This is a genomic window from Crystallibacter permensis (genome assembly GCF_025960875.1).
GTDB classification, from domain to species: domain Bacteria; phylum Actinomycetota; class Actinomycetes; order Actinomycetales; family Micrococcaceae; genus Crystallibacter; species Crystallibacter permensis.
This window is the reverse complement of record NZ_JAODLR010000001.1, coordinates 217650-243510: the sequence shown is the minus strand read 5'-3', so window position 1 is coordinate 243510 and position 25861 is coordinate 217650. Positions and strand designations below refer to the sequence as shown.

At 65.5% G+C, this 25861-nt stretch carries 26 protein-coding genes; 22 read left to right on the top strand and 4 right to left on the bottom strand.

The window, feature by feature from the left end:
• Window positions 1-81 precede the first annotated feature (81 nt).
• The 21 genes from dacB (at window position 82) to B0G38_RS01060 (ending at window position 20798) form a co-directional block, all read left to right on the top strand.
• Entirely contained in the window at window positions 82-1506 is a 1425-nt protein-coding gene (gene dacB / locus B0G38_RS01160; protein WP_264667730.1) for a D-alanyl-D-alanine carboxypeptidase/D-alanyl-D-alanine endopeptidase, read from the top strand.
• 137 nt (window positions 1507-1643) lie between these two features.
• On the top strand, window positions 1644-2822 hold the full coding sequence (locus tag B0G38_RS01155) for a zinc-dependent metalloprotease (protein ID WP_264667729.1): 1179 nt from the start codon (window positions 1644-1646) through the stop codon (window positions 2820-2822).
• Window positions 2819-3991: a tRNA lysidine(34) synthetase TilS gene (gene tilS / locus B0G38_RS01150; protein ID WP_264667728.1), complete on the top strand. Its 1173-nt coding sequence runs from the start codon at window positions 2819-2821 to the stop codon at window positions 3989-3991. The genes B0G38_RS01155 and tilS overlap by 4 nt, the downstream gene beginning before the upstream one ends.
• 15 nt (window positions 3992-4006) lie before the next feature.
• On the top strand, window positions 4007-4558 hold the full coding sequence (hpt, locus tag B0G38_RS01145; RefSeq protein ID WP_264667727.1) for a hypoxanthine phosphoribosyltransferase: 552 nt from the start codon (window positions 4007-4009) through the stop codon (window positions 4556-4558).
• Window positions 4559-4719: 161 nt separating this feature from the next.
• A complete protein-coding gene (gene ftsH, locus B0G38_RS01140) occupies window positions 4720-6786 on the top strand; it encodes an ATP-dependent zinc metalloprotease FtsH (protein WP_264667726.1) in 2067 nt (688 codons plus the stop codon).
• A 9-nt stretch (window positions 6787-6795) separates the two neighbouring features.
• Window positions 6796-7404 carry a GTP cyclohydrolase I FolE gene (gene folE, locus B0G38_RS01135; protein WP_264667725.1) on the top strand — a complete coding sequence of 203 codons (609 nt, stop codon included), beginning with the start codon at window positions 6796-6798 and terminating at the stop codon, window positions 7402-7404.
• 28 nt (window positions 7405-7432) lie between these two features.
• On the top strand, window positions 7433-8338 hold the full coding sequence (gene folP / locus B0G38_RS01130) for a dihydropteroate synthase (protein WP_264667724.1): 906 nt from the start codon (window positions 7433-7435) through the stop codon (window positions 8336-8338).
• Between the two features lie 35 nt (window positions 8339-8373).
• Window positions 8374-8733, top strand: a complete 360-nt coding sequence (gene folB / locus B0G38_RS01125; protein ID WP_264667976.1) for a dihydroneopterin aldolase — start codon at window positions 8374-8376, stop codon at window positions 8731-8733.
• Window positions 8730-9224, top strand: coding sequence for a 2-amino-4-hydroxy-6-hydroxymethyldihydropteridine diphosphokinase (gene folK, locus B0G38_RS01120; RefSeq protein ID WP_169992259.1), 495 nt, complete (start codon window positions 8730-8732; stop codon window positions 9222-9224). The genes folB and folK overlap by 4 nt, the downstream gene beginning before the upstream one ends.
• Window positions 9225-9243: 19 nt before the next feature.
• Entirely contained in the window at window positions 9244-9741 is a 498-nt protein-coding gene (locus B0G38_RS01115; RefSeq protein ID WP_264667723.1) for a DUF3180 domain-containing protein, read from the top strand.
• Window positions 9734-10246: a PH domain-containing protein gene (locus B0G38_RS01110; RefSeq protein ID WP_169992263.1), complete on the top strand. Its 513-nt coding sequence runs from the start codon at window positions 9734-9736 to the stop codon at window positions 10244-10246. Before B0G38_RS01115 ends, B0G38_RS01110 begins: the two co-directional genes overlap by 8 nt.
• Window positions 10243-11775 carry a PH domain-containing protein gene (locus tag B0G38_RS01105; protein WP_413542008.1) on the top strand — a complete coding sequence of 511 codons (1533 nt, stop codon included), beginning with the start codon at window positions 10243-10245 and terminating at the stop codon, window positions 11773-11775. The genes B0G38_RS01110 and B0G38_RS01105 overlap by 4 nt, the downstream gene beginning before the upstream one ends.
• Entirely contained in the window at window positions 11762-12679 is a 918-nt protein-coding gene (locus B0G38_RS01100) for a Rossmann-like and DUF2520 domain-containing protein (RefSeq protein ID WP_264667722.1), read from the top strand. Before B0G38_RS01105 ends, B0G38_RS01100 begins: the two co-directional genes overlap by 14 nt.
• Complete coding sequence (gene panC, locus B0G38_RS01095) at window positions 12676-13581, top strand: pantoate--beta-alanine ligase (RefSeq protein WP_264667721.1); 906 nt, start codon at window positions 12676-12678, stop codon at window positions 13579-13581. The genes B0G38_RS01100 and panC overlap by 4 nt, the downstream gene beginning before the upstream one ends.
• Window positions 13582-13699: 118 nt before the next feature.
• Window positions 13700-15154 carry a lysine--tRNA ligase gene (gene lysS / locus B0G38_RS01090; RefSeq protein WP_264667974.1) on the top strand — a complete coding sequence of 485 codons (1455 nt, stop codon included), beginning with the start codon at window positions 13700-13702 and terminating at the stop codon, window positions 15152-15154.
• A gap of 728 nt (window positions 15155-15882) precedes the next feature.
• The gene (locus tag B0G38_RS01085) at window positions 15883-16212 is read left to right on the top strand and encodes a histone-like nucleoid-structuring protein Lsr2 (RefSeq protein ID WP_169992271.1); all 330 of its coding nucleotides are present in this window, start codon (window positions 15883-15885) and stop codon (window positions 16210-16212) included.
• A gap of 215 nt (window positions 16213-16427) precedes the next feature.
• Window positions 16428-18929, top strand: a complete 2502-nt coding sequence (locus B0G38_RS01080; RefSeq protein ID WP_264667720.1) for an ATP-dependent Clp protease ATP-binding subunit — start codon at window positions 16428-16430, stop codon at window positions 18927-18929.
• A 140-nt stretch (window positions 18930-19069) separates the two neighbouring features.
• Complete coding sequence (gene nboR, locus B0G38_RS01075; protein WP_264667719.1) at window positions 19070-19675, top strand: nicotine blue oxidoreductase; 606 nt, start codon at window positions 19070-19072, stop codon at window positions 19673-19675.
• Between the two features lie 82 nt (window positions 19676-19757).
• Window positions 19758-20267, top strand: a complete 510-nt coding sequence (locus B0G38_RS01070) for an amino-acid N-acetyltransferase (RefSeq protein WP_264667718.1) — start codon at window positions 19758-19760, stop codon at window positions 20265-20267.
• Window positions 20268-20388: 121 nt separating this feature from the next.
• Entirely contained in the window at window positions 20389-20610 is a 222-nt protein-coding gene (locus B0G38_RS01065; RefSeq protein ID WP_264667717.1) for a hypothetical protein, read from the top strand.
• A 2-nt stretch (window positions 20611-20612) separates the two neighbouring features.
• A complete protein-coding gene (locus tag B0G38_RS01060; protein ID WP_074700205.1) occupies window positions 20613-20798 on the top strand; it encodes a CsbD family protein in 186 nt (61 codons plus the stop codon).
• A gap of 69 nt (window positions 20799-20867) precedes the next feature.
• Here B0G38_RS01060 and B0G38_RS01055 read toward each other — a convergent pair whose 3' ends face one another.
• Together B0G38_RS01055 and B0G38_RS01050 are read right to left on the bottom strand one after the other, a co-directional pair.
• Window positions 20868-21392, bottom strand: coding sequence for a hypothetical protein (locus B0G38_RS01055; RefSeq protein WP_264667716.1), 525 nt, complete (start codon window positions 21390-21392; stop codon window positions 20868-20870).
• A gap of 38 nt (window positions 21393-21430) precedes the next feature.
• Window positions 21431-22399 (bottom strand): HhH-GPD family protein, encoded by a 969-nt coding sequence (locus tag B0G38_RS01050; protein WP_264667715.1) that lies wholly within the window; start codon window positions 22397-22399, stop codon window positions 21431-21433.
• Window positions 22400-22486: 87 nt separating this feature from the next.
• Here B0G38_RS01050 and B0G38_RS01045 point away from each other — a divergent pair, with 87 nt between their 5' ends.
• Entirely contained in the window at window positions 22487-23149 is a 663-nt protein-coding gene (locus B0G38_RS01045; RefSeq protein WP_264667714.1) for a hypothetical protein, read from the top strand.
• Between the two features lie 50 nt (window positions 23150-23199).
• Here B0G38_RS01045 and disA read toward each other — a convergent pair whose 3' ends face one another.
• Entirely contained in the window at window positions 23200-24273 is a 1074-nt protein-coding gene (disA, locus tag B0G38_RS01040; RefSeq protein ID WP_264667713.1) for a DNA integrity scanning diadenylate cyclase DisA, read from the bottom strand.
• Between the two features lie 179 nt (window positions 24274-24452).
• Entirely contained in the window at window positions 24453-25844 is a 1392-nt protein-coding gene (gene radA / locus B0G38_RS01035; RefSeq protein ID WP_264667712.1) for a DNA repair protein RadA, read from the bottom strand.
• Between the last annotated feature and the right edge of the window lie 17 nt (window positions 25845-25861).

The following is a 25861-nucleotide window of genomic DNA, read 5'->3' as shown; positions in this document are numbered from 1 at the left end:
CCGGAGCAGCCGATTCACAAACCGCGTTCCGCCCGTTGCCGGATGCGGAGACGCGCTCGGGCTAACAGGGGGAGGGGCAGGATGAACCGTGGCTTCCGGCTACTGACATCCTGGCTGCTGGCCGCGGCCTTCGCCGTGCTCGCCATTCCCGCCGCCTGGCATCTTGCCCCCGCCCTTGACTGGAATCCCGGGGCAGCCAAGCCGGTGGTCACCACTCCGGAAGCCCAGCTGCCGCCGGCGAAACTGGCCGCCGCCGAACTCCTGACGGACTCGCCGGAGGCCGCGCCGGTGCCGGATCCGAAGGTGCTGGGCGAGGCGCTGGATAAAGCATTGAAGTACGACGGCGCCGGGGACTTCGCGGCGCTGGTCACCGATGCGCAGAGCGGCGACGTGCTGTATGAGCGCAACGGTTCGGAGCCGCGCATTCCGGCCTCCAACATGAAGCTGCTGACCGGGGCTGCGGCCCTGCTGACTCTCGGCGCGGAGGCACGGTTCTCCACCGAGGTCATCCAGGGCAACGTGCCCGGGACGCTGGTGCTGCGCGGCGGGGGAGATGCCCTGCTGGGTGCTGGCGAGTCGGAGCGGGAGGACGTCCTCGGGCGGGCGGGTCTGGCCACGCTGGCCCAGGCCGCCGCGGAACGGCTGGCCACCGTGAAGTTCACCGGGGAACTGCGGGTGCTGCTGGACGACACCGCCTACGCCGGCCCAACGCTGAGCGCCGCGTGGGACCCGGCCGATATCCAGGCGGGAGAGATCGCGCCGATCTATCCGCTGGCGCTCTCCGGCGGCCGGGAAAACGCGGACGGCAGCGGCGAGCTGGTCGATGATGCGGCCCTCACGGCGGCACGGGCCTTCCGCGTGGCGCTGGCGGAGGAAATGTCCCGGCGCGGCGTCAAGGTGGCGCCCGATGTGGTCCGCGGTGCCGCGCCCAAGGACGGCATAGTGCTCGCCTCCGTTGAATCCGCCACCGTGGCCGAGCACGTCAACTACATGCTGCAGGAATCCGATAACTACGTTGCCGAGGTCTTGGCCCGCAATACGGCCCTGGCCAGCGGCAAACCCGGGTCCTTCGGCGGCGGCACCGAGGCGATCAAGGAGGCCATGGAGAAGCTCGACATTCCCACCTCCGGCCTGCTGATCAGCGATGCCAGCGGGCTGGCCCTGGGCAACAAGGTCTCGGCGGAACAGCTCTCCGCAGTGCTCCGCGAGATCACCAGCGGCTCCAACGAGGACTTGCGGGCGGCCATCGACGGACTGCCCGTGGCGGGACTGACCGGCACTCTTCAGGAACGCTTCGCCGGAAAGACTGCCGGCGGTGCCGGGCTGGTGCGGGCCAAGACCGGCACACTGCACACGGTCACCTCGCTCAGCGGCTACGCGGTGACGGCGGACGGGCGGACCCTGGTCTTTGCCTTCGTGGCCAACGGCCTGCAAAACTCCACGCCACAGGCCCGCGAAGCGGCCGACCGCGCGGCCACAGTCCTTGCCGGCTGCGGCTGCCTCTGACACCCGGCTCCTGACCCGCACCTGGGCGCCGCGTGAGCGCCGCCTGACCCGGTCCGCTGGTCCGCCGTCGAAATTTCCTTCACCGTTGGGCGAACGGCCGGTGACCTGCCGGGCCCCGGTGTGATCTGATGGTCAGCATGGACAGCACCGCAAGCACCGGCAGCGCCGGAAACACCCCGTCCGCTCCGGAAACCCCGCCGCGCCTGATCAACTGGGACCTGGCGGCAACCACCGCGGCCAAGCTCACTCCGGCCGGCCCCAAGATGCCGCAGGCGCAGATCCGTGCCGCCGTGGCCAACCTGCGCGAACTCTCGGAAGTTTCCGTGGACCACGTGCACCGGATCACCGGACTGGAGGCGGCAAGGGACCTGCGGGATTCGCAGGTGCTGATCGTGGACCGGGCCGAGTGGTCCAAGGCCAACGCGCGCAGCTTCGAAGCACTCCTGCAGCCCGCCCTGACCGAGCTCGCCCGGAAAAAGCCCGAGCAGGTCAAGAGCGCGGCCACGGGCCTGAGCAGTTCGCTCACGGGAACCCAGATGGGCGCCATCCTCTCCTTCCTCTCCAGCAAGGTGCTGGGCCAGTACGACCCGTTCTGCTCGCTGCTGCCCGGCGGCCCTGCGGGCGGCCGGCTGATGCTGGTGGCGCCGAACATCATCGCCGTCGAGCAGGAACTCAACGTCGAACCCGCGGACTTCCGGCTCTGGGTCTGCCTGCACGAGCAGACCCACCGCGTGCAGTTCGCGGCCGCGCCCTGGCTGCGGGACCACATGATGGAGCAGATCGGAAAGCTCTCCTCCGGCCTGGTGGCCAAGGCCGACACCTTCGGCGAGCGGCTGCAGCAGGCGGCCAAGGCCCTGATGTCCGGCAAAGACAAGAACGACGACGGCGCCGGCACCGGCGGCGGGAAAGTCGACGTCGGCGCCACCGGCACCATCATGGACCTGTTCCAGGACCCGGAAGAGAAAGCGATCTTCTCCCACGTCACCGCGGTGATGAGCCTGCTCGAGGGCCACGCCAATGTGGTGATGGACGAGGTGGACGCCAGCATTGTGCCCACGGTGAAGACCATCCGCCAGCGCTTCAACGCACGGGCCAAGACCCGCGGCGCGCTGGAATCCTGGATCCGCAAGATCATGGGCCTCGATGCCAAGGCACGCCAGTACACGGACGGGGCGAAGTTTGTCCGCGCCGTGGTGAAGCAAGTGGGCATGGAAGGCTTCAACCAGGTGTGGATCCGGCCGGAAAACCTGCCCACCGAAGAAGAGATCCACAACGCCGACCTGTGGATCAGCCGCATGGACCTCAGCCGTCCATGACCGAACCGTCCACTGCATCCGCAGTCGGCATGCCACGGCGCAAACAACGGCTGCATCCGCTGGTCGGCACGGCCCGGAACCACATCAAGGCGGCGCTGGAGCTGCTGGATTCGCCGGAGGACAAAGCTGCCGGCACCACCGATCCAGCATCGAGCCGGGGCGAACCGCCCTTGCTGCTTGTGGCCTGCAGCGGCGGGCCGGACTCTCTGGCCCTGGCCGCCGTGGCAACCTACTTTGCCCGGCCCTTGCGGGACGGTAGCCGGCGTTACCGGGTGGGCGCCGTCGTCGTCGATCATGCCCTCCAGCCCGGCAGCGCCGAGGTGGCCGAACGGACACGCAACCAGCTTGTGAATCTCGGGCTGGCGCCGGTGGAAGTCCGCCGGGTCAGCGTCGGCCAGCCCGGCATGGGGCCCGAAGCCGCCGCCCGGGTCGCGCGGTACGCCGCCCTGGACAGTGCCGCTGCCGAACATGGCGCCGCCGCCGTGCTGCTGGGCCACACCCTCGATGACCAGGCCGAACAGGTACTGCTTGGTCTCGGCCGGGGCTCCGGAACGCGTTCGCTGGCCGGCATGGCGCCGCGCCGCGGGGACTATCTGCGGCCGTTCCTGGGGCTGCGCCGGAAGCATACCGAAGAGCTGTGTGCCCTCGCCGGACTGGAACCATGGCATGATCCGACCAACGCGGATCCTAAATTCCTGCGCTCACGCGTACGGGCCGAGGTGCTGCCTTTCCTGGAGCAGCAGCTGGGCCCGGGCGTCGCCGAGGCGCTGTGGCGTTCGGCGCAGATTCTGCGGGCGGATGCCGACTACCTTGACGCCCGGGCGCGGAGCGAATACCTGCGGCTAAGGATCGATACCGCGGACGGCATAGAACTGGAGCGGACCGGCCTCGAAGCGCTGCCGGCAGCGATGAAACACCGGGTCATCGCGTTGGCGGCGGCCGAAATGGGCGGCGAGAACCCCAGTTACGAGCGGCTCATCGCGGCCGAAGCGCTGCTGGCGAGGCAGGGGTCCGCCGGACCGGTGCAGCTGGCCGGAATGGTCAGTGTGTACCGCCGGGTGCGGCGGCAACCGGACCAACAAACAGGCCCGGTTGCGCAAGAGCGCGGCGGCTATGGCAATCTTGTCTTTAGAACAACTGGCTCGCGCCCAGTGACGCCACATCATTAATTACGGGAGTATCTGGTGGATTCCAACGACGTTCAGGCGGACCTCAAGCACGTTCTGTATACCAAGGAGCAGATCCAGCAGCGCGTGCAGGAACTGGCTGCCGAGATCGACAAGGACTACGAGGGCCGCGACCTGCTGATCGTCGGAGTCCTCAAGGGCGCCGTCATGGTCATGGCGGATCTGGCCCGCGCACTGCACAGCCACGTGAAAATGGACTGGATGGCGGTGTCCTCCTACGGTTCCGGCACGCAGTCTTCCGGCGTCGTGCGGATCCTCAAGGACCTGGAAACCGACCTGATGGGCAAGCATGTGCTCATCGTCGAGGACATCATCGACTCCGGCCTGACACTGTCCTGGCTGAAAACCAACCTGCTGTCCCGCGGCCCGGCTTCGGTGGAGATCTGCACGCTGCTGCGCAAGCCGGATGCGGCGAAGGTAGATATCGACGTCAAGTACGTCGGCTACGAAATCCCCAACGAATTCGTGGTCGGGTACGGCCTGGACTTCGCCGAGCGGTACCGCAACCTGGACTTCATCGGCACGCTGGCACCGCACGTCTACGAGTAAAACGCACATTTCCGTCTCCAGCTGAGCCAAAGGCTTGCTTGTACGCCGAGAGGGAACTAATCTTTGCCGCCGTGCGTGAATTATTGCGGACGGTGTATAGCTATATGGGTGACACCACGGGCTGATCAGCAGGAGGGACGGGGCATTGTGCCCTTAGACGCATGAAATTGAAGAACATTTTCAAGGGACCAATCATCTGGATTGTGCTGGTCCTGGCAATCCTGCTTATTGTGGTGCCCAATCTTGCCGGCCCGCAGGCCTCCCGTGTGGACACCAGCGTCGGGCTGCAGCTGCTCGCCGACGACAAGGTTGAGCAGGCCCGCATCAATGACGGCAACCAGAGCGTTGAACTGACCCTGCGTGAAGACTTCATCCAGGACGGCGCCAACGAAGGCAAGAGCATCACCTTCTTCTACAGCACCGCCCGTGCCGAAGATGTGGTCGACGCCATCAGCGCCTCCAACGTGGACGTGTTCACGGACCAGCCGGTGGAAAACAACTGGTTCACGGGCTTCATCAGCCTGATCCTGCCGATCCTGATTATCGGCATCATCTTCTGGTTCCTACTCTCACGCATGCAGGGCGGCGGCTCCAAGGTCATGCAGTTCGGCAAGTCCAAAGCCAAGCTGATCACCAAGGACATGCCCCAGGTCACCTTCGCCGACGTCGCCGGCGCGGACGAGGCCGTGGAAGAACTCCACGAAATCAAGGAGTTCCTGCAGGAACCGGGCAAATTCCAGGCGCTCGGCGCCAAGATCCCCAAGGGCGTGCTGCTCTACGGTCCACCCGGAACGGGTAAGACCCTGCTGGCCCGCGCGGTTGCCGGTGAAGCCGGCGTGCCCTTCTACTCCATCTCCGGCTCGGACTTCGTTGAAATGTTCGTCGGTGTGGGCGCCTCCCGTGTCCGCGACCTGTTCGAACAGGCGAAGAACAACGCTCCGGCCATCATCTTCGTCGACGAGATCGACGCCGTTGGCCGCCACCGCGGGGCCGGTGTGGGCGGAGGCAACGACGAGCGTGAGCAGACGCTGAACCAGCTGCTGGTCGAAATGGACGGGTTCGACGTCAAGACCAACGTCATCCTGATCGCCGCCACCAACCGCCCTGACGTCCTGGACCCCGCACTGCTGCGGCCCGGACGTTTCGACCGCCAGATCGCGGTGGAGGCGCCGGACCTGCAGGGCCGCCACCAGATTCTGCAGGTGCACGCGGCCGGCAAGCCGATGGCCCCGGACGTGGATCTGCGTGCGCTGGCCAAGCGCGCCCCGGGCTTCACCGGTGCGGACCTGGCCAACGTGCTCAACGAAGCCGCGCTGCTGACTGCCCGCTCCAATGCGCAGCTGATCGACGACCGCGCCCTGGACGAGGCGATCGACCGCGTCATGGCCGGCCCGCAGAAGCGTTCCCGCGTCATGAAGGAACACGAGCGCAAGATCACCGCCTACCACGAAGGCGGCCACGCCCTGGTGGCGGCAGCCCTGCGCTACACCGCGCCGGTCACCAAGGTCACCATCCTGCCGCGCGGGCGTGCCCTCGGCTACACCATGGTGGTGCCGGAAGACGACAAGTACTCGATCACCCGCAATGAGCTGCTGGACCAGCTGGCCTACGCCATGGGCGGCCGGGTGGCGGAAGAAATCGTCTTCCACGATCCGTCCACCGGCGCCTCCAATGACATCGAGAAGGCCACCAGCACCGCACGCCAGATGGTAACGCAGTACGGCATGAGTGAACGCGTCGGCGCCGTGAAGCTGGGCCAGGGCGGCGGCGAACCGTTCCTGGGCCGCGACATGTCGCACGAACGCAACTACTCCGACCACGTGGCATTCGTGGTCGACGAGGAAGTACGGCGCCTGATCGACACCGCGCACGACGAGGCCTATGCCGTGCTGACCGAAAACCGCGACGTGCTGGACCGGCTGGCGCTGGCCCTGCTCGAGCGGGAGACGCTGAACCAGCGCGAGATCGCCGAGGTCTTCGAGGACATCCGCAAGCGCGAGTACCGCGACGTGTGGCTGTCCAAAGAATCGCGCCCGGTCCACAACATTCCGCCGGTCATGAGTGCCAAGGAACGTGCCGAGGCCGCCTCGGCCCAAAGCCCGGACGAAGAGGGCCATTCGGCCGTCATCGTTGATCCGGATCCGGCGCTGCCCGAACTGCCCGTCGAAAGCCCTCCCGGCAGCACCCCCGGAACCAACCCGGGCGGGACCACCGGCGGCAACGGCTAGGATTCACAAGTGACCGAATACGACGATGTAATCGCCGAGCTGGAAATCGACAGCTCGATAGACCTGCCCCGGATCGAGCGCGCAGTGCGCGAAATCCTCATTGCCGTGGGCGAAGACCCTGACCGCGAGGGGCTGGTGGAGACACCCCGGCGGGTGGCCAAGTCCTACGCCGAAGTCTTCGCCGGCCTGCACCAGGACCCGGCGGACCTGCTGGCCACCACCTTCGATATTGACCATGAAGAAATGGTGCTGGTCAAGGACATTCCGTTCTATTCCACCTGCGAGCACCACCTGGTTCCGTTCCACGGCACCGCCCATATTGGCTACATTCCTTCCCATGAAGGTAAGGTGACGGGGCTGAGCAAACTGGCCCGGCTGGTGGAGGTCTATGCCCGCCGCCCGCAGGTCCAGGAACGGCTCACCACGCAGATTGTTGATGCCCTGATGGAGCATCTCGAGCCCAAGGGTGCCATCGTCGTCATCGAGTGCGAGCACATGTGCATGTCCATGCGCGGTGTCCGCAAGCCGGGCGCCAAGACGGTAACGTCCGCAGTCCGCGGTCAGCTCAGGGAAACTGCCACCAGGGCAGAGGCCATGAGCCTGATCATCGGGCGATAAGCGAAACAAGCAGAAACGGTAGACATTTATGGATTCACTCGCAGCAGTGCCCGGAACCGGGCCCGCAACTTCCCCGCTGCCCGTTGTCCGCAAGGTGCGCGCACCCCGAAAGTTTTCGGATCTGCCCACCGACCGCGGCGTGGTGATGGCGATCCTGAACGTCACTCCGGATTCCTTCAGCGACGGCGGCAAGTTCGTCTCCCCGGACAAGGCCATTGCCCAGGGGCTGAAATTGTTCTACGGCGGCGCAGACATCATTGACGTTGGCGGTGAGTCCACCCGTCCGGGTGCGGAGTCGATCACTCCCGAAGAGGAACAGGCCCGCATCCTGCCCGTGATCGAGACGCTGTCGAAGGCCGGTGCCCTGGTCAGCGTGGACACCATGCACGTGGATACCGCGGCCAAGGCGATCGACGCCGGTGCCGGCATTATCAACGACGTTTCCGGCATGACCTTCAGCCCGGAAATGCCGGGCCTGATTGCCGAACGCAAGGTTCCCTACGTGCTGATGCACCGCCGCGGCGATGCGCGCAATGTTGACCCCGCCGCCAAGTACGACGACGTAGTGGCCGAGGTTGTGGCCGAACTCGCCGAGCTGCGGGACAAGTTTGTGGCCGCCGGCGTGGCCGAAGACCAGATCATCCTTGATCCGGGGCTGGGCTTCTCCAAGAACGCCGAGCACAACTGGGCCCTGCTGCGCGGGCTGCCGGAGTTCACAAAGCTCGGCCACAAGGTCCTCATCGGGGCATCCCGCAAGCGCTTCCTCGGCACCCTGCTGTCTTCCGCCGGCAAGGTTGCCGCGCCGGCAGAGCGCGACCACGCCACGCTGGCCATCAGCGCCCTGGCCGTTGCCAACGGTGCCTGGGGCGTGCGCGTGCACGACTCCGGTGCAAGCCTGGACGCGGTCAAGGTCGCCGCAGCCTGGGCCGGGTAGAGCCGGTGCAGATGGGCACAGCCGGGTCCGGCCGCATGGACGTCATCAAACTCTCCGGCATCACCGCCGTCGGTTACCACGGAGTGTTTGACCATGAACGCCGGGACGGCCAGCCCTTCACCATCGACGTCGCCCTGCACACGAACATCCGTGCCGCGGCCGCCGCCGATGACCTGACCCTGACCGCGCACTACGGCGAGCTGGCCGAGGGTGTCAAAGAGATCATCACGGGCGAGCCGGTGAACCTGATCGAGACCCTTGCGGAGCGGATCGCCGGTTACGTTCTGGCCACATTCAGCATCGCCGCCGTGGAAGTGACGGTCCACAAGCCCCAGGCGCCCATCGAAGTGCCGTTCGGGGACGTCACCATCACTATCTACCGGGAGAATTCATGAGTGTACGCGCGGTTTTGGCCCTTGGCAGCAATCTCGGCGAACGCAGCGACACGCTCTCCCACGCCGTCGCGGATCTGGTGGACACGCCCAACGTCCGCCTTTGCGCGGTATCGCCGGTTGTGCAGACCAAGTCGGTAGGCGGTCCCGAGAACCAGCCGGATTACCTGAACATGGTGATCGAGGTGGAGACGGATCTGGAGCCCCATCGGCTGCTGGAACACTGCCAGAGCGTGGAAAACAAGCACCACCGGACCCGCGAGGTGCGCTGGGGGCCGCGGACTCTGGACGTGGACATCATTACCTACGGCGACCTCAAGCTCGACGACGAGGCCTTGACCGTCCCGCACCCGCGTGCCCATGAGCGGGCCTTTGTGCTGCAGCCCTGGGCCTGGATGGACGCGCACGCAACCCTCAACGGCGTCCCGGTCGGCGAACTGGCCGAAGCCGCAGGGGACCTGGACGGCCTGGCGCCTTTCGAACCAGGGCACTGAGCCGGATGGGCGCGGCATCGTGAGGACCATCAAGTACAGCTGGCTGGGGGCGATCGCCGTCGTCACCGCGGTGCTGGGCTGGCTGGCCAACCTCGTGACCGCGCGCGGCGGCCTGCCGGTTCCCGTTCTGCACTTGAGCTCGCTGGCCACCATGGGCGCCATCATGGTGTTCACGCTGGTCCTCGGCCTGCGCGTGCGCAGCTGGCGCAACGGCAAGCGCGAGAAGCCGCTGGATCCCATTCTTGCCGCCCGTACGCTGGTGCTAGCCCAGGCCTGCGCCTACGCCGGTGCGCTGCTGCTCGGCTGGCATGCCGGCATTCTGGTTGACCAGCTGGTGCTGCTGTCCTACCGGCCGGCCGGCAGCATCCTGCTGCAGGTGCTGGCTATGATGGGCGGTGGCCTGGTCATGGTCATTATTGGTCTGATGGTGGAACGGTTCTGCAAGCTCCCGCCGGAGGATCCGGAATCGGCCGAACGCGAAGACGGTTCGACCGAGGGCGAGGGGGAGTATGCGTAGCGAGCCGATAGATCCGCCGGACATCAGCTGGATCCGGGTGGCACCGAAGTACATCACGGTGCGGCTGATCGGCTGGGCCGTGTCCGCGTTGATCAGCCTGGCCATCCTCAGCGTCCCGCTGATCCTGCTGCTCACGGGCGTCTGGCCCGGCTTTCCGGCCTGGCTCGCCTGGCTGCTGGCCGGCGGCACGCTGGTCATCCAGGTCTGGATCGGCCTGCTCATTCCGCGCCAGGTCAAGGCCATCGGCTATGCGGAGCGGGACGAGGACCTGCTGATCCGCCAAGGCATCTTCTTCCAGCGCCTCATGGTGGTTCCCTACGGCCGCATGCAGTATGTCGACGTCGCGGTCGGCCCGCTGGAGCGCGCCTTCAAGCTGGCCTCGGTCAAACTGCACACCGCCTCCCCGCAGACCAATGCCTCCATTCCCGGACTCCCCGCAGAGGAAGCCGCACGGCTGCGTGAGCAGCTTTCCGCGCGCGGGCAGGCAAGGCTGGCCGGGCTGTGACCACTCCGGAGGGCAACGGCCCGGTTTCCCCCTCAAGCGAGGTGCCGCTGACTCCGGACCGCGCGGAAAACTGGCACCGCGTCCACCCCGTTTCCCCGTTTGTCCGGGGCTGGATCGCCCTGGCCGCCATGGCCTACTTCTTCGGGCGCGACTGGTTCGAAGCGATGTTCCGCGGCGAGCCCCTGTGGATCCTGACAGAGGGCCGGGGCATCTGGGCCGTCGTCGTACTGCTGGTTGTGGTGCTGCTGCTGGTGGGTGCCTTCGTGCTGTCCTGGTGGTTCACCCGGTACCAGGTCACTGAGGAACACGTCCGCGTGAATTCCGGCATCCTGTTCCGCCAGCACCGCCAGGCCAGGCTGGACCGGGTCCAGGCGATCGACGTTATCCAGCCGCTGCTGGGCCGGATCTTCGGGCTCGCCGAGCTGAAGTTCGAAGTGGCGGACGCCGGCGAATCCGCGGTGCGGCTGGCCTACCTCCCGCTGGCTTCCGCGCAGCAACTCCGCGCGACCATTCTGGCCCGGGCCTCCGGCGTCGAGCTGGACCCCGAGCATCCGGACGAGGCGCCCGAGGCCCCGGAACATCCCATTGTCCAGCTCGCCCCGCAGCGGGTTGTCGGCGCCACAGTGCTGTCTGGCGCAACGGTAGCGCTGGCCGTCGTCGTCGTTGTTATCGGCGTGGCCGCAGCGGTGGGCTACGTGGCGGACTGGGGCGGCCTGCCGGTGCTGCTGTCGGCGCTGGTGCCCGGCATGATCGCGGTGGCGGCCGGCTACTGGAGCGTTTTCAGCACCGCCTACAACTTCCGCGCGGCCGTGTCCCCGGACGGCATCCGGTTGCGCTACGGATTGCTGGAGACGCGGGCCCAGACCGTGCCGCCCGGGCGGGTGCAGGCCGTGGCAGTGTCCCAGCCGCTGCTCTGGCGGACCAAGGACTGGTACCGGATCAAGATCAACGTGGCCGGCTACGGCGTGAGCGCGGAGAACTCCGGCGCGCGCACCACCCTGCTGCCGGTGGGCACACGGGACGAGGTCATGCAGATGCTGGCCTTGGTGCTCCCGGACCCCGGCACCGAGGACCCGTTCGGCGTTTTCACCGCCGGGCTGGTGGGGCAGGACAACGACGGCGGCTTCGTCACCTCCCCGCCCCGCGTGCGGTGGCTGTCCTTCCTCACCTGGCGGCGCAACGGCTTCGCCGTGACGGAGACGGCGCTGCTGGCCCGCTCCGGCAGGTTGGTACGGAACCTGGCCGTGATCCCGCACGAACGCACCCAGTCGATGGCCCTGCACCAAGGACCGGTGGCGCGGAAGCTGCGGGTGGCGGATCTGCAGCTGCAGACCACGGTGGGGCCGGTCAGCCCGGTGGTCTACCAGATGGACATCGACGTGGCCCGCCGCCTGTTCAACGAACAGTCGGTCCGCGCCGCGGCGGCCCGGCGGCACAGTGTGCCGGAGCGTTGGCTGGAACGCCGGCAGGAGACCGTGCAGGAGCAGGCCGGCGCAGAGAACGGAAAGGCCGAGGATGAACAGCGTTAGACCGGGCAGGCTTGGTATCGGCGTGATCGGCGCCGGCAAGGTGGGCGCCGTGCTGGGGGCGGCCCTGCGCGCGGCCCAGCACGCCGTCGTCGGTGTTTCCGCCGTGTCCGAGGCCAGCCGGGAGCGGGCCGAAATGCTGCTGCCCGGTGTGCCGGTGCTGGAGATCCCCGAGATCATCGAGCGGGCCGAACTGGTGCTGCTGGCCGTGCCCGATGATGCCCTGCCGGAACTGGTGGCCGGCCTTGCCGAGACCGGTGCCTGGCAACCGGGCCAGCTGGTGGCCCATACTTCCGGGCGGCACGGCGTGAGCGTGCTCGCGCCGGCCCAAGCCAAGGGTGCCATCGGTCTGGCCATCCATCCGGCCATGACTTTCACCGGCATGAGCCTGGACCTGACCCGGCTCACGGACTGCGCCTTCGGGGTGACCGCTGCGCGCACGGTGCTCCCCATTGCCCAGGCCCTGGTGGTCGAGATGGGCGCCGAACCCATCGTGATCGAGGAGCAGGACCGGCCGCTTTACCACGCAGCCCTGGCGCATGCCTCGAACCACCTGGTCACCATTGCCGCGCAGTCCGCGCAAATGCTCAGCTCAGCCGGAGTGGACCAGCCGGAGCGGCTGCTGGGTCCGCTGATGCGGGCCTCGCTGGAAAACGCGCTGGCGTCCGGTGAGGGCGCGCTGACCGGACCGGTGGCCCGCGGCGACGCCGGTACCGTCCGCGTCCACCGCGAGGCGCTGCTGGGGTACGAACTCGAGCACGGCAGCACCGACATCCGGCAGGCGTATGAGGAGCTGGCCCGCGCCACGGCCAAGCGGGCGTTCGAACGCGGCCTGCTCAAAGACGCCCAGGCCACCGAAATCCTGGATATTCTCAGTACCCGTTCCACTCCGGAGGACCCTCAGTGAGTAACCGCCCCCAGCTGGCCACCACGTACGCCGAGCTCAACGCCGCCAGCGCGGAGCTGCTGCGCGAGGCCGCCGGCAGGCACCATGCCGGCCACGCGAGCCAGGGCCTGGTCCCGACCATGGGCGGCCTGCATGCCGGGCACGCCGCCCTGGCCACCGCTGCACGCCAGGCGAACGACGTCGTTATTGCCACCATCTTCGTCAACCCGCTGCAGTTCGGCGACGCGGCAGACCTGGAGCGGTACCCTCGCACGCTGGACGCGGACCTGGACCTGTTGGGCTCTTGCGGGGTGGACATCGTTTTCGCGCCGGCCGTGGAAGAGGTCTACCCCGGCGGCGAACCGATGGTGCGGGTGGCGTCGGGTCCGTTGGGTGGGAAACTCGAAGGCGCTTCACGGCCCGGGCATTTCGACGGCGCCCTGACGGTGGTCGCGAAACTGCTGCATTACGGCATGCCTCCCATCCCGGCGGACTACCGCGCCTACTTCGGCAAGAAGGACGCGCAGCAGCTGGCCCTGGTCAAGCGGATGGCGGCGGACCTGAATTTCCCGGTCGAAATCGTCGGGGTGCCGATCGTGCGGGACGAGGACGGGCTGGCGCTGTCCAGCCGGAACCGCTTCCTCTCCGCCGAGGAGCACGAGGCCGCCCTGGTCCTGCCGCGCAGCCTGCGCTATCTGAAGGAGCAGGCGGACCGGCACGAGCCGCTGGACATCGAGGGTGCCCTGGCCATGATCAAGTCCGCCCGACTCGTGGAGCTGGATTACCTTGAAGTGGTCGATCCGGTCACTTTGGAGCCGCTGGCTTTCAACTGCCAGGACACCCCGTTTACCGGCGAAGCCCTGGCTCTGGTCGCCGCCAAAGTAGGCCCGGTGCGGCTGATCGACAACGTCGACTTGGGCTAGCCGGAGCACCCGGGAAGATCGAATAGGAGCCACCGGAGCACAACCGGTAACCTTAACTATCGTGACCACACATAAAACCCCCACCCCTTCCCCGGAACCTTCGGACGTCTCCGAGCAGATGCGCGTGCGCATGGACAAGCGCGCCAAACTGCTTGAGAGCGGTGTGGAGCCCTATCCGGTGGGTGTTGACCGGACCCGCACTCTCAATGAGGTCCGCGAGAAGTACGGTCACCTAGCGGCCGATGAGACCACCGGTGAAACCGTCGGCGTCTCCGGCCGAGTGGTTTTCGTCCGCAACACGGGCAAGCTGTGCTTCGCCACCCTGCAGGAGGGCAACGGCACCCGGCTGCAGGCCATGCTGAGCCTTGCCAACGTCGGTGAGGATGCGCTGGCCGGCTGGAAGTCCATGGTGGATCTGGGCGACCATGTGTTTGTGCGCGGCGAGGTCATCTCCTCCAAGCGCGGAGAGCTCTCGGTCATGGCCGATTCCTGGTCGATGGTCTCCAAGGCGCTGCGCCCGCTGCCCGTCCTGCATGCCGGCCTGAACGAAGAGACGCGGGTGCGCCAGCGCTACGTGGACCTGATGGTCCGCGACGAGGCGCGCCAGATGGTCTACACCCGCGCGGCGATCATTCGCTCCATCCGGGAAACGCTGCACAACCGCGACTACGTGGAGGTGGAGACCCCGATGCTCCAGCTCATCCACGGCGGTGCGGCCGCCCGGCCGTTTCGAACCCATTTGAACGCCTTCGACCAGGACATGACGCTGCGCATCGCCACCGAGCTCTTCCTGAAGCGCGCTGTGGTCGGCGGTATTGACCGCGTGTTCGAGATCGGGCGCATCTTCCGCAACGAAGGTGTGGACTCGACCCATAGCCCGGAATTCACCACGCTGGAAAGCTACGAGGCCTACGCCGACCAGTTTGTGATGGCCGACCGCATGAAGGAAATGATCCTCAATGCAGCGGACACCGTGGGCAGCCGCGTCATCGAGACCGACGCCGGCACCATCGACCTCAACGGGGAATGGCGCTGGCTCGGCGTTTACCCAGGACTTTCCGAAGCCGTGGGCGAGGAGATCACGCCCGAAACCCATGGCAGTACCTTGCGGGCCATCGCCGAAAAGCATGGCGTCAGGGTGGAACCCCAGTGGGACACCGAAAAGACCGTTATCGAACTTTTCGGTGAAATCGTGGAACCGACACTGCTGCAGCCGACCTTCGTGTACGACTACCCGCCGGCAGCCCAGCCTCTGGCCCGAGCGCACAGGAGCAAGCCCGGGCTCATCGAAGCCTGGGACCTGATCATCGGCGGCATGGAACGCGGTACCGCCTTCTCCGAGCTCATCGACCCTGTTGTGCAGCGTGAACGGCTCACCGAACAGTCGCGCAAGGCGGCCTCGGGTGACCACGAAGCGATGCAGCTGGACGAAGATTTCCTTCGTGCGCTGGAATACGGCGCGCCGCCCATGGGCGGCATTGGCCTGGGTATTGACCGGCTGGTCATGCTCTTCACCCAGACGGGAATCCGGGAGACCATTCTCTTCCCGCTCTTGAAACCTGAATTGGGATAATCATGTTGGAATATTTGTGGGTATTGGCTCCTTCAACCGGTGTCGGCCTGATTTTTTACTTCGCTATGAAAGCCGTGTTCAACGCTGACCGCCGGGAGCGTGAAGCCCTCGCTCAAGCCGAGTACGAGGCCGATCAGCAGGGTCACAGTAATTAGCTTCAGCCTCTATATGTCTGTCTGGCCGTATTGAACTGCCCGTTGACAGTCATGGCCAGGCCCGCGGTCGCGTCACCGCTGGCCTGGCCATAATTCTTCTACCGGTGTCTGTCGCCTACGCATGAGCGGCAGGACCGATATTTACCTGTGCCGTGGCTGATATTCTTCGCCGCCGGGCTAATCATTTAGCAGCGGGTAATGACGGCCCTCTGCGCCCGTGCAACCCCGGCTACCGCTCCGTGAGCTCCAAGGCAGCCGCTATCCCTGGCGCGGGACAGGATTGTGATGGGAGACCTCAGCGTCGCCTGCCGCCCGCCGGCACGTAAAGCAACATCGATAATACTAATTATCCGGGCTATGCAGCGTCGGCCTTCAATTACCTGTGGGAAGCGGATTAGCGGCATTCACTGAAATCGGCGCGGCTTCCATTTGGGATCGATTCGCATAATCGCGAGACTCTTTTGTGCACAGCAGAAACATCCCGTGTTGCCAGCTATTCATTGATAGGCAATAATCAAATTGGTTTTGGGGAAGCCAATGGGATTACTAAAACTTCAATATTGAGGAGCTCCTGTGGCACAGGAAGTGAAAATCATTCTGGTTGATGACCTGGATGGTGGCAGTGCCGATGAAACGGTGCGTTTTGCGCTGGATGCAATCAATTACGAGATTGATCTTTCATCGAAGAATGCTGAAGCGCTGAGAGATGCGATGAAGACTTATGTCGAGAAGGCCAGAAAGGTTCCCACCCGCGCCGGAAAGGTCAAGCCGGCTTCTGCAGGCCGGAGCCAGGACGCATCGGCCGTGCGGGCCTGGGCGCGGGAGAACGGTTACACCGTCAGTGAGCGCGGCCGCGTACAGTCCGAGATCATCGAGGCTTACCGCCGGGCCCACGGCGGCTAGCAGCACAGTCCCCCGTCATCAGCAGCGTGGGCGCAAGTAGATTTTTATAACTCTTCCATAAAGGGCGGACCCGCAGGTCCGCCCTTTATCCATACGGCAGGCGGGCCTGTCCCGGATCTGGTTTACGGTCGGCCATTATCCCTAGGGCGAACAGACCCCAAAATCGTCTTTCGGCCACGTAGCATCAAAGTACGCAGTAGCTAGGAGTGTGCGAGATGTTTGAGAGATTTACCGACCGTGCCCGTCGCGTTGTCGTGCTGGCTCAAGAAGAAGCCCGCATGCTCAACCACAATTACATTGGTACCGAACATATCCTTCTTGGATTGATCCATGAGGGTGAAGGTGTTGCCGCGAAGGCGCTGGAATTCCTCGGTGTCTCCCTCAATGGGGTGCGCGAGCAGGTGCAGGAGATTATCGGCCAGGGCCAGCAGGCTCCCAGCGGCCACATTCCCTTCACGCCGCGCGCCAAGAAAGTACTGGAGCTCTCCCTCCGTGAAGCTCTACAGCTAGGCCACAACTACATTGGCACCGAGCACATTCTGCTCGGTCTCATCCGCGAAGGTGAAGGCGTCGCCACTCAGGTTCTGGTCAAGCTCGGCGCGGATCTGAACCGTGTGCGCCAGCAGGTCATCCAGCTGCTCTCCGGCTACCAGGGTAAGGAGCCCGTATCCGCCAGCGGCCAGCAGCAGGAAGGTACTCCGGCTGGTTCCGTAGTGCTGGACCAGTTCGGCCGCAACCTGACCCAGGCTGCCCGCGAGTCCAAGCTTGACCCTGTTATTGGGCGCGAGCATGAGATGGAACGCGTCATGCAGGTTCTCTCCCGCCGCACCAAGAACAACCCTGTCCTGATCGGCGAACCCGGCGTTGGCAAGACGGCAGTGGTTGAAGGTCTGGCCCAGGCCATTGTCCGCGGCGACGTCCCCGAAACCATCAAGGACAAGCAGCTGTACACCCTTGATCTGGGTTCGCTCGTTGCAGGATCCCGCTACCGCGGTGATTTCGAAGAACGCCTGAAGAAGGTACTGAAGGAAATCCGCACGCGCGGGGACATCATTCTGTTCATCGATGAGATCCATACTCTCGTCGGCGCGGGTGCCGCCGAAGGCGCCATCGATGCAGCCTCGATCCTTAAGCCGATGCTGGCCCGCGGCGAACTGCAGACCATCGGTGCCACCACTCTTGATGAGTACCGCAAGCACATCGAAAAGGATGCTGCACTGGAACGCCGCTTCCAGCCCATCCAGGTCAACGAGCCTTCGGTGGAGCATTCGATTCTGATCCTCAAGGGTCTGCGCGACCGTTATGAGGCACACCACCGTGTGTCAATCACGGACGGTGCCCTGGATGCTGCTGCCCATCTGTCGCACCGCTACGTTTCGGACCGCTTCCTTCCGGACAAGGCCATCGACCTGATCGACGAGGCCGGCGCGCGGCTCCGCATTCGGCGGATGACGGCGCCGCCGGAGCTGAAGGAAATCGATGAGCGCATTGCGCAGCTGAAGAAGCAGAAGGAATCTGCCATCGATGCCCAGGACTTCGAAGGTGCTGCCTCGCTCCGCGACAAGGAAAGCAAGCTCCAGGATGAGCGTGCCGACAAGGAACGCGCCTGGAAGACAGGTGACCTGGACGAGATAGCGGAGGTTGACGAGGACCTGATTGCCGAGGTTCTGGCGAACTCCACCGGCATCCCGGTCTTCAAGCTCACCGAAGAAGAGTCCAGCCGCCTTATGCACATGGAAGACGAGCTGCACAAGCGGGTCATCGGCCAGCATGAGGCCATTAAGTCGATTTCGCAGGCTATCCGCCGTACGCGTGCCGGCTTGAAGGATCCCAACCGCCCCAGCGGCTCGTTCATCTTCGCCGGTCCCACCGGTGTTGGTAAGACGGAGCTGGCCAAGGCGCTGGCAGAGTTCCTCTTCGGCGAAGAGGATGCCCTGATCACGCTGGACATGTCGGAATACTCGGAGAAGCACACCGTGTCCCGGCTCTTCGGTGCCCCTCCCGGCTATGTCGGCTATGAGGAAGGCGGCCAGCTGACCGAAAAGGTCCGGCGCCGTCCGTTCTCGGTGGTGCTGTTCGACGAGGTGGAGAAGGCCCACGCGGACCTGTTCAACTCGCTGCTGCAGATCCTGGAAGACGGCCGTCTGACCGACAGCCAGGGACGCGTGGTGGACTTCAAGAACACCGTCATTATCATGACCACCAACCTCGGTACCCGTGACATCTCCAAGGGCGTCATGACCGGCTTCCAGTCCGGTACGGATACCAAGACCGGTTATGAGCGGATGCGGGCCCGGGTCCAGGATGAGCTCAAGCAGCACTTCCGTCCGGAATTCCTCAACCGTGTCGATGACACCGTGGTCTTCCCGCAGCTGACGCAGGAAGAGATCGTCCAGATCGTGGACCTGTTCGTCACACGGCTGGAGAAGCGCCTGGCCGAGAAGAACATGACCATCGAGCTGACGCCGGCGGCCAAGGTTCTGCTGGCAACCCGCGGCTACGATCCGACCATGGGCGCGCGGCCGCTGCGCCGCACCATCCAGCGCGAGGTCGAGGACCAGCTCTCCGAGAAGATCCTCTTTGGCGAGATCCTGCCCGGCGAACTCATCAGCGTGGACGTCGACGGCGAAGGCGAGGACGCAAAGTTCACCTTCTCCAGCGCCGGCGCCCCCAAGGCGATCGAGGAAGTACCGGATACCCCGGCACTCTCCCAGTAGGGTCCGCCCGCACGGGCTCCTGAGCAACTAACGCGTCGAATCGGCGGGTCCTGGAGATTTCAGGGCCCGCCGGTCGCGTAGACGCTTGGTGCAGCAAGTTGTCCACTATCAGGCTGCGGACGCGTGCCTATAGTGAGGGCATGACATCTCCTTCGCAGCCGACCGCCGCTGTGCTGCTCGCGGCCGGAGCAGGCACACGGCTGGGCTGCGGACCGAAGGCGCTGCTGGAATACCGGCAGGAACCGCTCGTCGCACACGTGGCATCAGTGCTGCGGGACGGCGGATGCGCCGAAATCGTGGTGGTCCTCGGAGCAGGCTCCGACCAGGTCCGGCGGCAGGCCGATTTGTCCGGCTGCCTTGTCCTGGACAATCCTTATTGGTCAGGCGGCATGGGCAGCTCCTTCCGGCTGGGCGCAGCCGCGGTGCCATCGGGATTCCATATGTTGGCCGCATTGGTGGATCAACCCGGCCTCACGTCTGCAATCGTGAGGAGGTTGCGGGACAGCCATAAGCCCGGCCGCATCACCGCGGCCGCTTATCGGGGAGCGGACGGCGAACTGCAGCGCGGCCATCCGGTGTTGTTCGATGCGGCGCTCGTGGCGCAGGCCGCGGAGGCAGCGAGCGGCGATAGCGGGGCACGGGCCTTTCTGCAGAGCCATGCGTTCCTGGTAGATCTCGTGGACTGCTCGGATGAGTCCGACGGCGGCGACGTCGACACCGTCGCCGACCTTTACCGTCTCGAATGACAACCCGGCCCCGCTGGCAGTGTCGTAGGCGGCTGAAGCCCCGGCGGCAGGTTCGACCGGAAACGGGCCCTAAACTTGCACCATGACTCCATCCTTCACGATCCGGCCCGCGCGTACGTCCGATGTTGCCGAGATCCGCCGTCTGGTGAAGCCGCTCGCCGACAAGCGTGTGCTGCTGGAGAAGGAAGCCGTGGCCTATTTTGAGAGCATCCAGGAGTTTAAGATCGCGGAGGCTTCCAACGGCGAAGTAATTGGCTGCGGGGCACTGCACGTGATGTGGGAAGACATCGCCGAGGTACGCACTCTTGCCACCTCATCGAACTGGCAGGGCCAGGGGGTGGGCCGGGCGCTGCTCGAGGCCCTGCTGGCCGGGGCAGTCAGCCTGGGCGTCAACCGGGTCTTCTGCCTGACCTTCGAAGTGGACTTCTTCACCCACCACGGCTTCGAGGTCATGGCCGACCAGTCCGCAGTTGACCCCGAAGTTTATTCGGAACTGCTGCGTTCGCAGGATGAAGGTGTCGCCGAATTTCTGGACCTGGCCCGGGTCAAGCCAAATACTTTGGGAAACACCCGGATGATTCGGGCGGTCTAACCGCCACGAGGGGTGGACAGCCGAAAGCGGCCTGTGCCACGGTGAAGATGTTGGGAATGACCAGCAAGCGGACGGGCTGATCTCGCGATCGGTCTGTCTCTCTACCGAAAGTGAGAACGCTATGGGTATTGACGACATCACCAATGCAGCCAAGGATGCCACGGGTAACAACGAGGGCGGCGAAGGACAGGGCGGCGGCCTCTCAGACAAGGCCAACGACGCTGTGGACAACACGCAGGAGCACCACGGCGAAAAGCTCGGCGGCTTCGGCGATCAGGCAAACGAAGCTGTCGACGGCGCCCAGGAGCGCTTCGGCGGCGGCCAGCAGGAAGAAGGGCAGTAGCCATGGGTCTGGGCGACAGGATCGAGAACAAGGCACAGGAAGCCAGCGGCAAGATCAAGGAAAAGGCCGGCGACGCTACCGATAACCGCGATCTGGAGGCTGAAGGCCAGCTGGATCAGGCCGAGGCCAAAATCAAGGATGTCGGTGAAGACGTGAAGGACCGCCTGGACGGCGATCCGAACCGCTGAACCTGCAGATCACCCAAATGAGGGAAAGGGAGGGACGGCATGTCCCTCCCTTTTTCCTGCCGTGTGTATCTACCGTGGACGCAGTCCCGACGCGTCAAGGATCAACGCCAGCTGCTGTGCTTCACCCGGGCACTCTTCGCCGTTGGGGAACACCGTTTCGGTAGCGGCGGAAAGCGGCTCCGTTTCGACACGCGAGCCATCGTGGCGCGTGGTGTGGGCTCGGACCTGAACTTCGCCCGCCGGCAGCGAGTCGAGCTGTGCGAAGCCGGTCAGCGTGCCATCCGGCGTGGAGGTAGCCGAACATACTGCATCGGGTTGATTCGACCCGCACCCCAGGTCGACCATGCGTTCGCCCGGGTGCAGATCAAGCGGAAGCCTTTCGCAGGTGCCGTCCCAGCAGATCTGTATCTCCGCCGCGCGGACTTCGTCGGCGAGCTCCGGTTCAACGGTGAGACCGATTCCCGACACTGCACCGATTTCGGTACACGCGTATCCCCCGGAGCCGGTGGAGGCCCCGCAGCCGGTAACCAATACCAGCAAGGCGGCTACCGCCGTCGTCGTAAGGGAGGTTCCCTCCCTGCGGTTTAGGCGCATACCCGAAGCTTAGGAGCGGCGGCTGTCGCAGCCAAGCGTCAATTTGGTAACCGCACGCCGCTGCCGGCCGTTTCTGCGAGCCCGTCAGCGAGCAGGCCGTCCAAGGAACGTGCCAGCTGCTCGTCGCTGGCCCCGAGCGATCGCAGCTTAGTCAGGGGGACCGCATGCCCCGTGCCGTGGTCCACGAGATCCACCGTGCCCAGCAGCACCTCGCGCAGGACGGGCGTTTCCGCCTCGCGGAGCACGGCCATCATGGCGCCGCGTACCTGCCGGTCGGTACCGGCCCAGGCTTGTCCCTTAGGCACGTAATGCGGTTCGGGTTGGCCTGCGGCTACCCAGGCACACCGCTCCCGTACCGGGCATGCGCCGCATTTGGGGGAGCGCGCGGTGCAGACCAATGCTCCGAGTTCCATCACGGCGGCATTCCATGCCTTGGTCTCCTGGCGAGGCATGAGCGCGGCCGCCAGTTTCATCTCTGCCGACGTCAGGGACGGCGCGGGCAGGGCGTGGCCGGTGACCGCCCTGGCGTGGACACGGCGGATGTTGGTATCCACCACGGTTTCCGGGCGTTCGAACGCGAAGGAGGCGATTGCGGCGGCGGTGTAGGTGCCAACGCCCGGCAGCTGCAGGAGTTCCTCCCGGGTGCCGGGAACCTGCCCGCCGTGCCGGCCCACAATCGCTGCTGCGGCCGAGTGCAGCCGCAGCGCCCGGCGCGGGTACCCCAGGCGGCCCCAGGCGCGGAGCGCTTCGCCGCTGGGCTCGGCGGCAAGCGCGGCAGGCGTCGGCCACCGCTGCATCCACTGCTCCCAGACCGGGAGAACGCGGACCACGGGAGTCTGTTGGAGCATGAATTCGCTGACCATGATGCCCCACGGGCTGCACCGGGGTGCCCGCCAGGGTAGTTCGCGCGCATTGTCGGCGAACCAGGAGGTGATCTGCTCGTGCAGATACCGTGTTTGACTGGGCGCCGGAACCGATTTTGCGCGGGTAATCATGTGGTTGGGCATGGCATTCCTTGTCTGTGACCACCAATACCTTACTGCCTCGGCGTGGTGTTACCGCTTCGGCCGCGGAACTGTCTCTAGCCTTAAGGTATGGCAGGTACAGGCAGGGGATCATCGCGCGGCGGCGGTGCCTCGGCGACCCGCAATACCCCAGGTTCCGGCCGCAAGCCGAGCCCGGCTGTCTACCGCAGACGCAGGCTGGCGCTTCTGATCGCAGCCTTGGTCGTGATGGCGCTGCTTGTTGCTATTGGGTTCTGGATCGCCAGCCTCTTCGGCGGGGACAAGCCCGCAGCGGACAACGACGACGGCGGCGGCAGCGTTCCGGCGGTGTCCTCGCCGGCTGCTTCCCCCAGCCCGATGGCCAGCGCAGCCTGCGATGAGTCCAAAATTTCAGTGACCGCATCGACGGATGCCCCTGCCTATGCGGCCGGTGAGAATCCAACCCTGATCCTCGAAGTCGTCAACAAAGGCAACTCGGCTTGCGAGGTCAACGTGGGCACGGACGCCATGGAGTTTCTGGTGACGAGCGGTGAAGACCGCATCTTCTCGTCCAAGGACTGCGCCGTGGACACCAGCGAACTGATGCGGACCATCGAGCCGGGCGAAAGCGAACGGGCGCAGTTCACCTGGGAACGCAACCGGAGCGCCCCGGGATGTAAGGCGGTCAACGCCAATCCGCAGCCGGGCACGTACGTCTTGACGGCGAAACTGGGTCCATGGACCAGCGACAAAATCGTGTTTAACCTGCAGTAAGCCAAGCAGGCCCCTTTGCCCTGGAGGCGAAGCGGGCGGGTCCCCCGCTCCTACATAAAGCGGTCGAGGAGGCTGGTCTCGGCGATTCTGGACAGTCCCTCGCGGATGACACGTGCGCGCTGCTCTCCGATGCCGTCGACGGCCATCAGGTCATCGATGTTTGCCGCCATCAGGTTCTGCAGGCCGCCGAAGTGGTCCACAAGCCGGTCGGCCACGGCCCGCGGAACGGATTTCACTGCCGAGAGCAGCCGGTAGCCGCGCGGTTGGACAACCGCTTCTAGCGAGTCCACACCGGGCTGGAAGCCCAGAACGCTGGCAATCCGGCCCAGATCGATCAGGTCGGTGGAGCTGAACGTGCGCAGGGATTCCAGGGCAGGCTCGACCTCGATGCCACCCTTGACCTCGGCGTAATCACGCAGAATCATTTCGCTGTCGGGGCCGAGCCCGGAGGTGAGCTCATCGAGTTGCAGGGACAGCAGCCGTCCGTCGACGCCGAGCTCCAGAACGTACTGGGAGATTTCCTCCGAGATGCGCCGGACCATTTCCTGGCGCTGCAGCGTCACGGCGACGTCCCGCAGCGTGACCATGGCTTCGATCTCCAGGGCTGAAAGCGAGCTGGTCACCTGGTCCAGGCGTGCGCGGTAGCGTTCCAGGGTGGCCAGGGCCTGGTTGGCCCGGGCCAGTACGGGCTCCGAACCTTCGAGCACGTGCCGGATTCCGTCCACGTACAGGGCAATGATCTGCATGGACTGGCTGACCGAAATCACCGGCAGCCCGGTCTGAATGGCCACGCGCTCGGCCGTGCGGTGCCGGGTGCCCGATTCCTGCGTGGGGATGGACGGGTCCGGAACCAGCTGTACGGCGGCTTTGATGATGTTCGTCGCGTCCTGGTCGCAGACAATGGCCCCGTCCATTTTGGCCAGCTCCCGCAGGCCTGTGGGCGAGAAGCCGATGCCGATGTCGAACCCGCCGCTGCTGATCGACTCCACCTGCTTGTCATAGCCGAGGACGATCAGGGCGCCCGTGCGACCGCGGAGAATCCGTTCCAGTCCGTCGCGTAGCTGAGTGCCCGGAGCGACACGTGCCAAGGTAGCCTTCAAGGCGTCCTCGGGGCTCTTAGCCATGAAGTTTCCTTTGATCAGTCGGTCGCAGTGCAGTCAGGCGGAAGCCCGCAGCCCTCCTGTTTCGGAAGGCAGCGGGAAACAGCCATTAGGCACCATAATAGGCCGACGAGGCGTGCGCCGCCGCCGCGGTTGTACAGGACTGGTGCTGTGGCGGCGGCTGTGCGCCAGGTGCTGTCCGCCTAATTGGAGCTGGCAGTGCCTGCGCCGAAGAGCAGATCCAGGGCCTCGGCCACGGTGCCGACCTCCTTGACGCGGAAGCCCTCGGGTACCTGCCCGGGCCCACCGTGGGAAGCAGGAACGACGGCATGGGTGAAGCCCAGCCGTTCCGCTTCCTGGATGCGCCGGCCGATTCCGGGGACGGGCCGGACCTCCCCGGCCAGGCCGACCTCGCCGAAAGCGATCAGGCCCTTGGGCAGCGGCTTGTTGCTCTTGGCCGAGGCGATGGCCAGGGCCGTGGCCAGATCCGTGGCCGGTTCCGTCAGCTTCACGCCGCCGACGGTGGCCACGTAGCTGTCATCTTTGTGCAGCGACATGGCTGCCCGGCGCTGCAGCACGGCCATCATCATGGCCACCCGGGAGGAATCAAGGCCGCTGGTGGCCCGGCGCGGCTGCGCGTTGGAGGTTTCCGCGAGCAGCGCCTGTACTTCGGCCAGCAGCGGCCTGCGGCCCTCCAGAGTCACGGTGATGCAGGTACCGGAAACCGGCTCCGCCGCCGTGGACATAAACAGCCCGCTGGGGTCAGCCAGCCCTTCAATCCCCTCTTCGGTCAGGTCGAAGCAGCCCACTTCATCCGTGGGGCCGTAGCGGTTCTTGATGGCACGAAGCAGCCGCAGCCTGGAGTGCCGGTCCCCCTCGAACTGGCAGACCACATCCACCAGGTGCTCCAGCAGCCGGGGCCCGGCAATGGAACCATCCTTGGTGACATGGCCAACCAGGATGGTGGTCATGTTCCTGGTTTTCGCCGCGTTGATCAGCGAGGCAGCTACTTCGCGGACCTGGGTCACGCCACCGGCGCTGCCTTCAACTGCGGAGCTGCTCAAGGTCTGGACCGAATCCACGATGAGCAGCGAAGGATCCGTTTTTTCGATCTGCCCCAGCGCGATGCCCAGATCAGATTCGGCGGTCAGGTACAGGGAATCCGCGATGGCGGAAATGCGTTCGGCGCGCAGCTTGACCTGCGCGGCCGATTCCTCGCCGGTGATGTACAGGACATCCCTGGCCAGTCCGGCCACGCGTGCGGCAACGTCCAGCAGCAGGGTGGATTTGCCGACGCCGGGCTCGCCTGCCAGCAGGATGACGGCGCCCGGCACCAGACCGCCGCCCAGCACCCGGTCCAGTTCGCCGATGCCGGTGGCCTGGAAAGCCGCCGTCGAGGCGTCCACGTCCGCGATGCGCTGCGCCGGTTTCGCAACGGCCGCGGCCGGCGTCGTTCTTGAAATGACGGCCCCGGCCTCCTCCACGGTGCCCCAGGCCTGGCACTCGCCGCACCGGCCTACCCATTTGACGGTGCTCCAGCCGCATTCGGCACATCGGTAGGCGGGCGCTTTGGCGCGTGCGGTCTTCGAACTCATGGAATCAGGCTAACGGA

Bases quoted from the DNA above. Each gene is read 5' to 3' on its own strand.
- dacB (WP_264667730.1), top strand. From the start codon at position 82: ATGAACCGTGGCTTCCGGCTACTGACATCCTGGCTGCTGGCCGCGGCC.
- B0G38_RS01155 (WP_264667729.1), top strand. From the start codon at position 1,644: ATGGACAGCACCGCAAGCACCGGCAGCGCCGGAAACACCCCGTCCGCT.
- tilS (WP_264667728.1), top strand. From the start codon at position 2,819: ATGACCGAACCGTCCACTGCATCCGCAGTCGGCATGCCACGGCGCAAA.
- ftsH (WP_264667726.1), top strand. From the start codon at position 4,720: ATGAAATTGAAGAACATTTTCAAGGGACCAATCATCTGGATTGTGCTG.
- folP (WP_264667724.1), top strand. From the start codon at position 7,433: ATGGATTCACTCGCAGCAGTGCCCGGAACCGGGCCCGCAACTTCCCCG.
- folB (WP_264667976.1), top strand. From the start codon at position 8,374: ATGGACGTCATCAAACTCTCCGGCATCACCGCCGTCGGTTACCACGGA.
- folK (WP_169992259.1), top strand. From the start codon at position 8,730: ATGAGTGTACGCGCGGTTTTGGCCCTTGGCAGCAATCTCGGCGAACGC.
- B0G38_RS01110 (WP_169992263.1), top strand. From the start codon at position 9,734: ATGCGTAGCGAGCCGATAGATCCGCCGGACATCAGCTGGATCCGGGTG.
- B0G38_RS01100 (WP_264667722.1), top strand. From the start codon at position 11,762: ATGAACAGCGTTAGACCGGGCAGGCTTGGTATCGGCGTGATCGGCGCC.
- lysS (WP_264667974.1), top strand. From the start codon at position 13,700: ATGCGCGTGCGCATGGACAAGCGCGCCAAACTGCTTGAGAGCGGTGTG.
- B0G38_RS01080 (WP_264667720.1), top strand. From the start codon at position 16,428: ATGTTTGAGAGATTTACCGACCGTGCCCGTCGCGTTGTCGTGCTGGCT.
- nboR (WP_264667719.1), top strand. From the start codon at position 19,070: ATGACATCTCCTTCGCAGCCGACCGCCGCTGTGCTGCTCGCGGCCGGA.
- B0G38_RS01070 (WP_264667718.1), top strand. From the start codon at position 19,758: ATGACTCCATCCTTCACGATCCGGCCCGCGCGTACGTCCGATGTTGCC.
- B0G38_RS01065 (WP_264667717.1), top strand. From the start codon at position 20,389: ATGGGTATTGACGACATCACCAATGCAGCCAAGGATGCCACGGGTAAC.
- B0G38_RS01060 (WP_074700205.1), top strand. From the start codon at position 20,613: ATGGGTCTGGGCGACAGGATCGAGAACAAGGCACAGGAAGCCAGCGGC.
- B0G38_RS01055 (WP_264667716.1), bottom strand. From the start codon at position 21,392: ATGCGCCTAAACCGCAGGGAGGGAACCTCCCTTACGACGACGGCGGTA.
- B0G38_RS01050 (WP_264667715.1), bottom strand. From the start codon at position 22,399: ATGCCCAACCACATGATTACCCGCGCAAAATCGGTTCCGGCGCCCAGT.
- B0G38_RS01045 (WP_264667714.1), top strand. From the start codon at position 22,487: ATGGCAGGTACAGGCAGGGGATCATCGCGCGGCGGCGGTGCCTCGGCG.
- disA (WP_264667713.1), bottom strand. From the start codon at position 24,273: ATGGCTAAGAGCCCCGAGGACGCCTTGAAGGCTACCTTGGCACGTGTC.
- radA (WP_264667712.1), bottom strand. From the start codon at position 25,844: ATGAGTTCGAAGACCGCACGCGCCAAAGCGCCCGCCTACCGATGTGCC.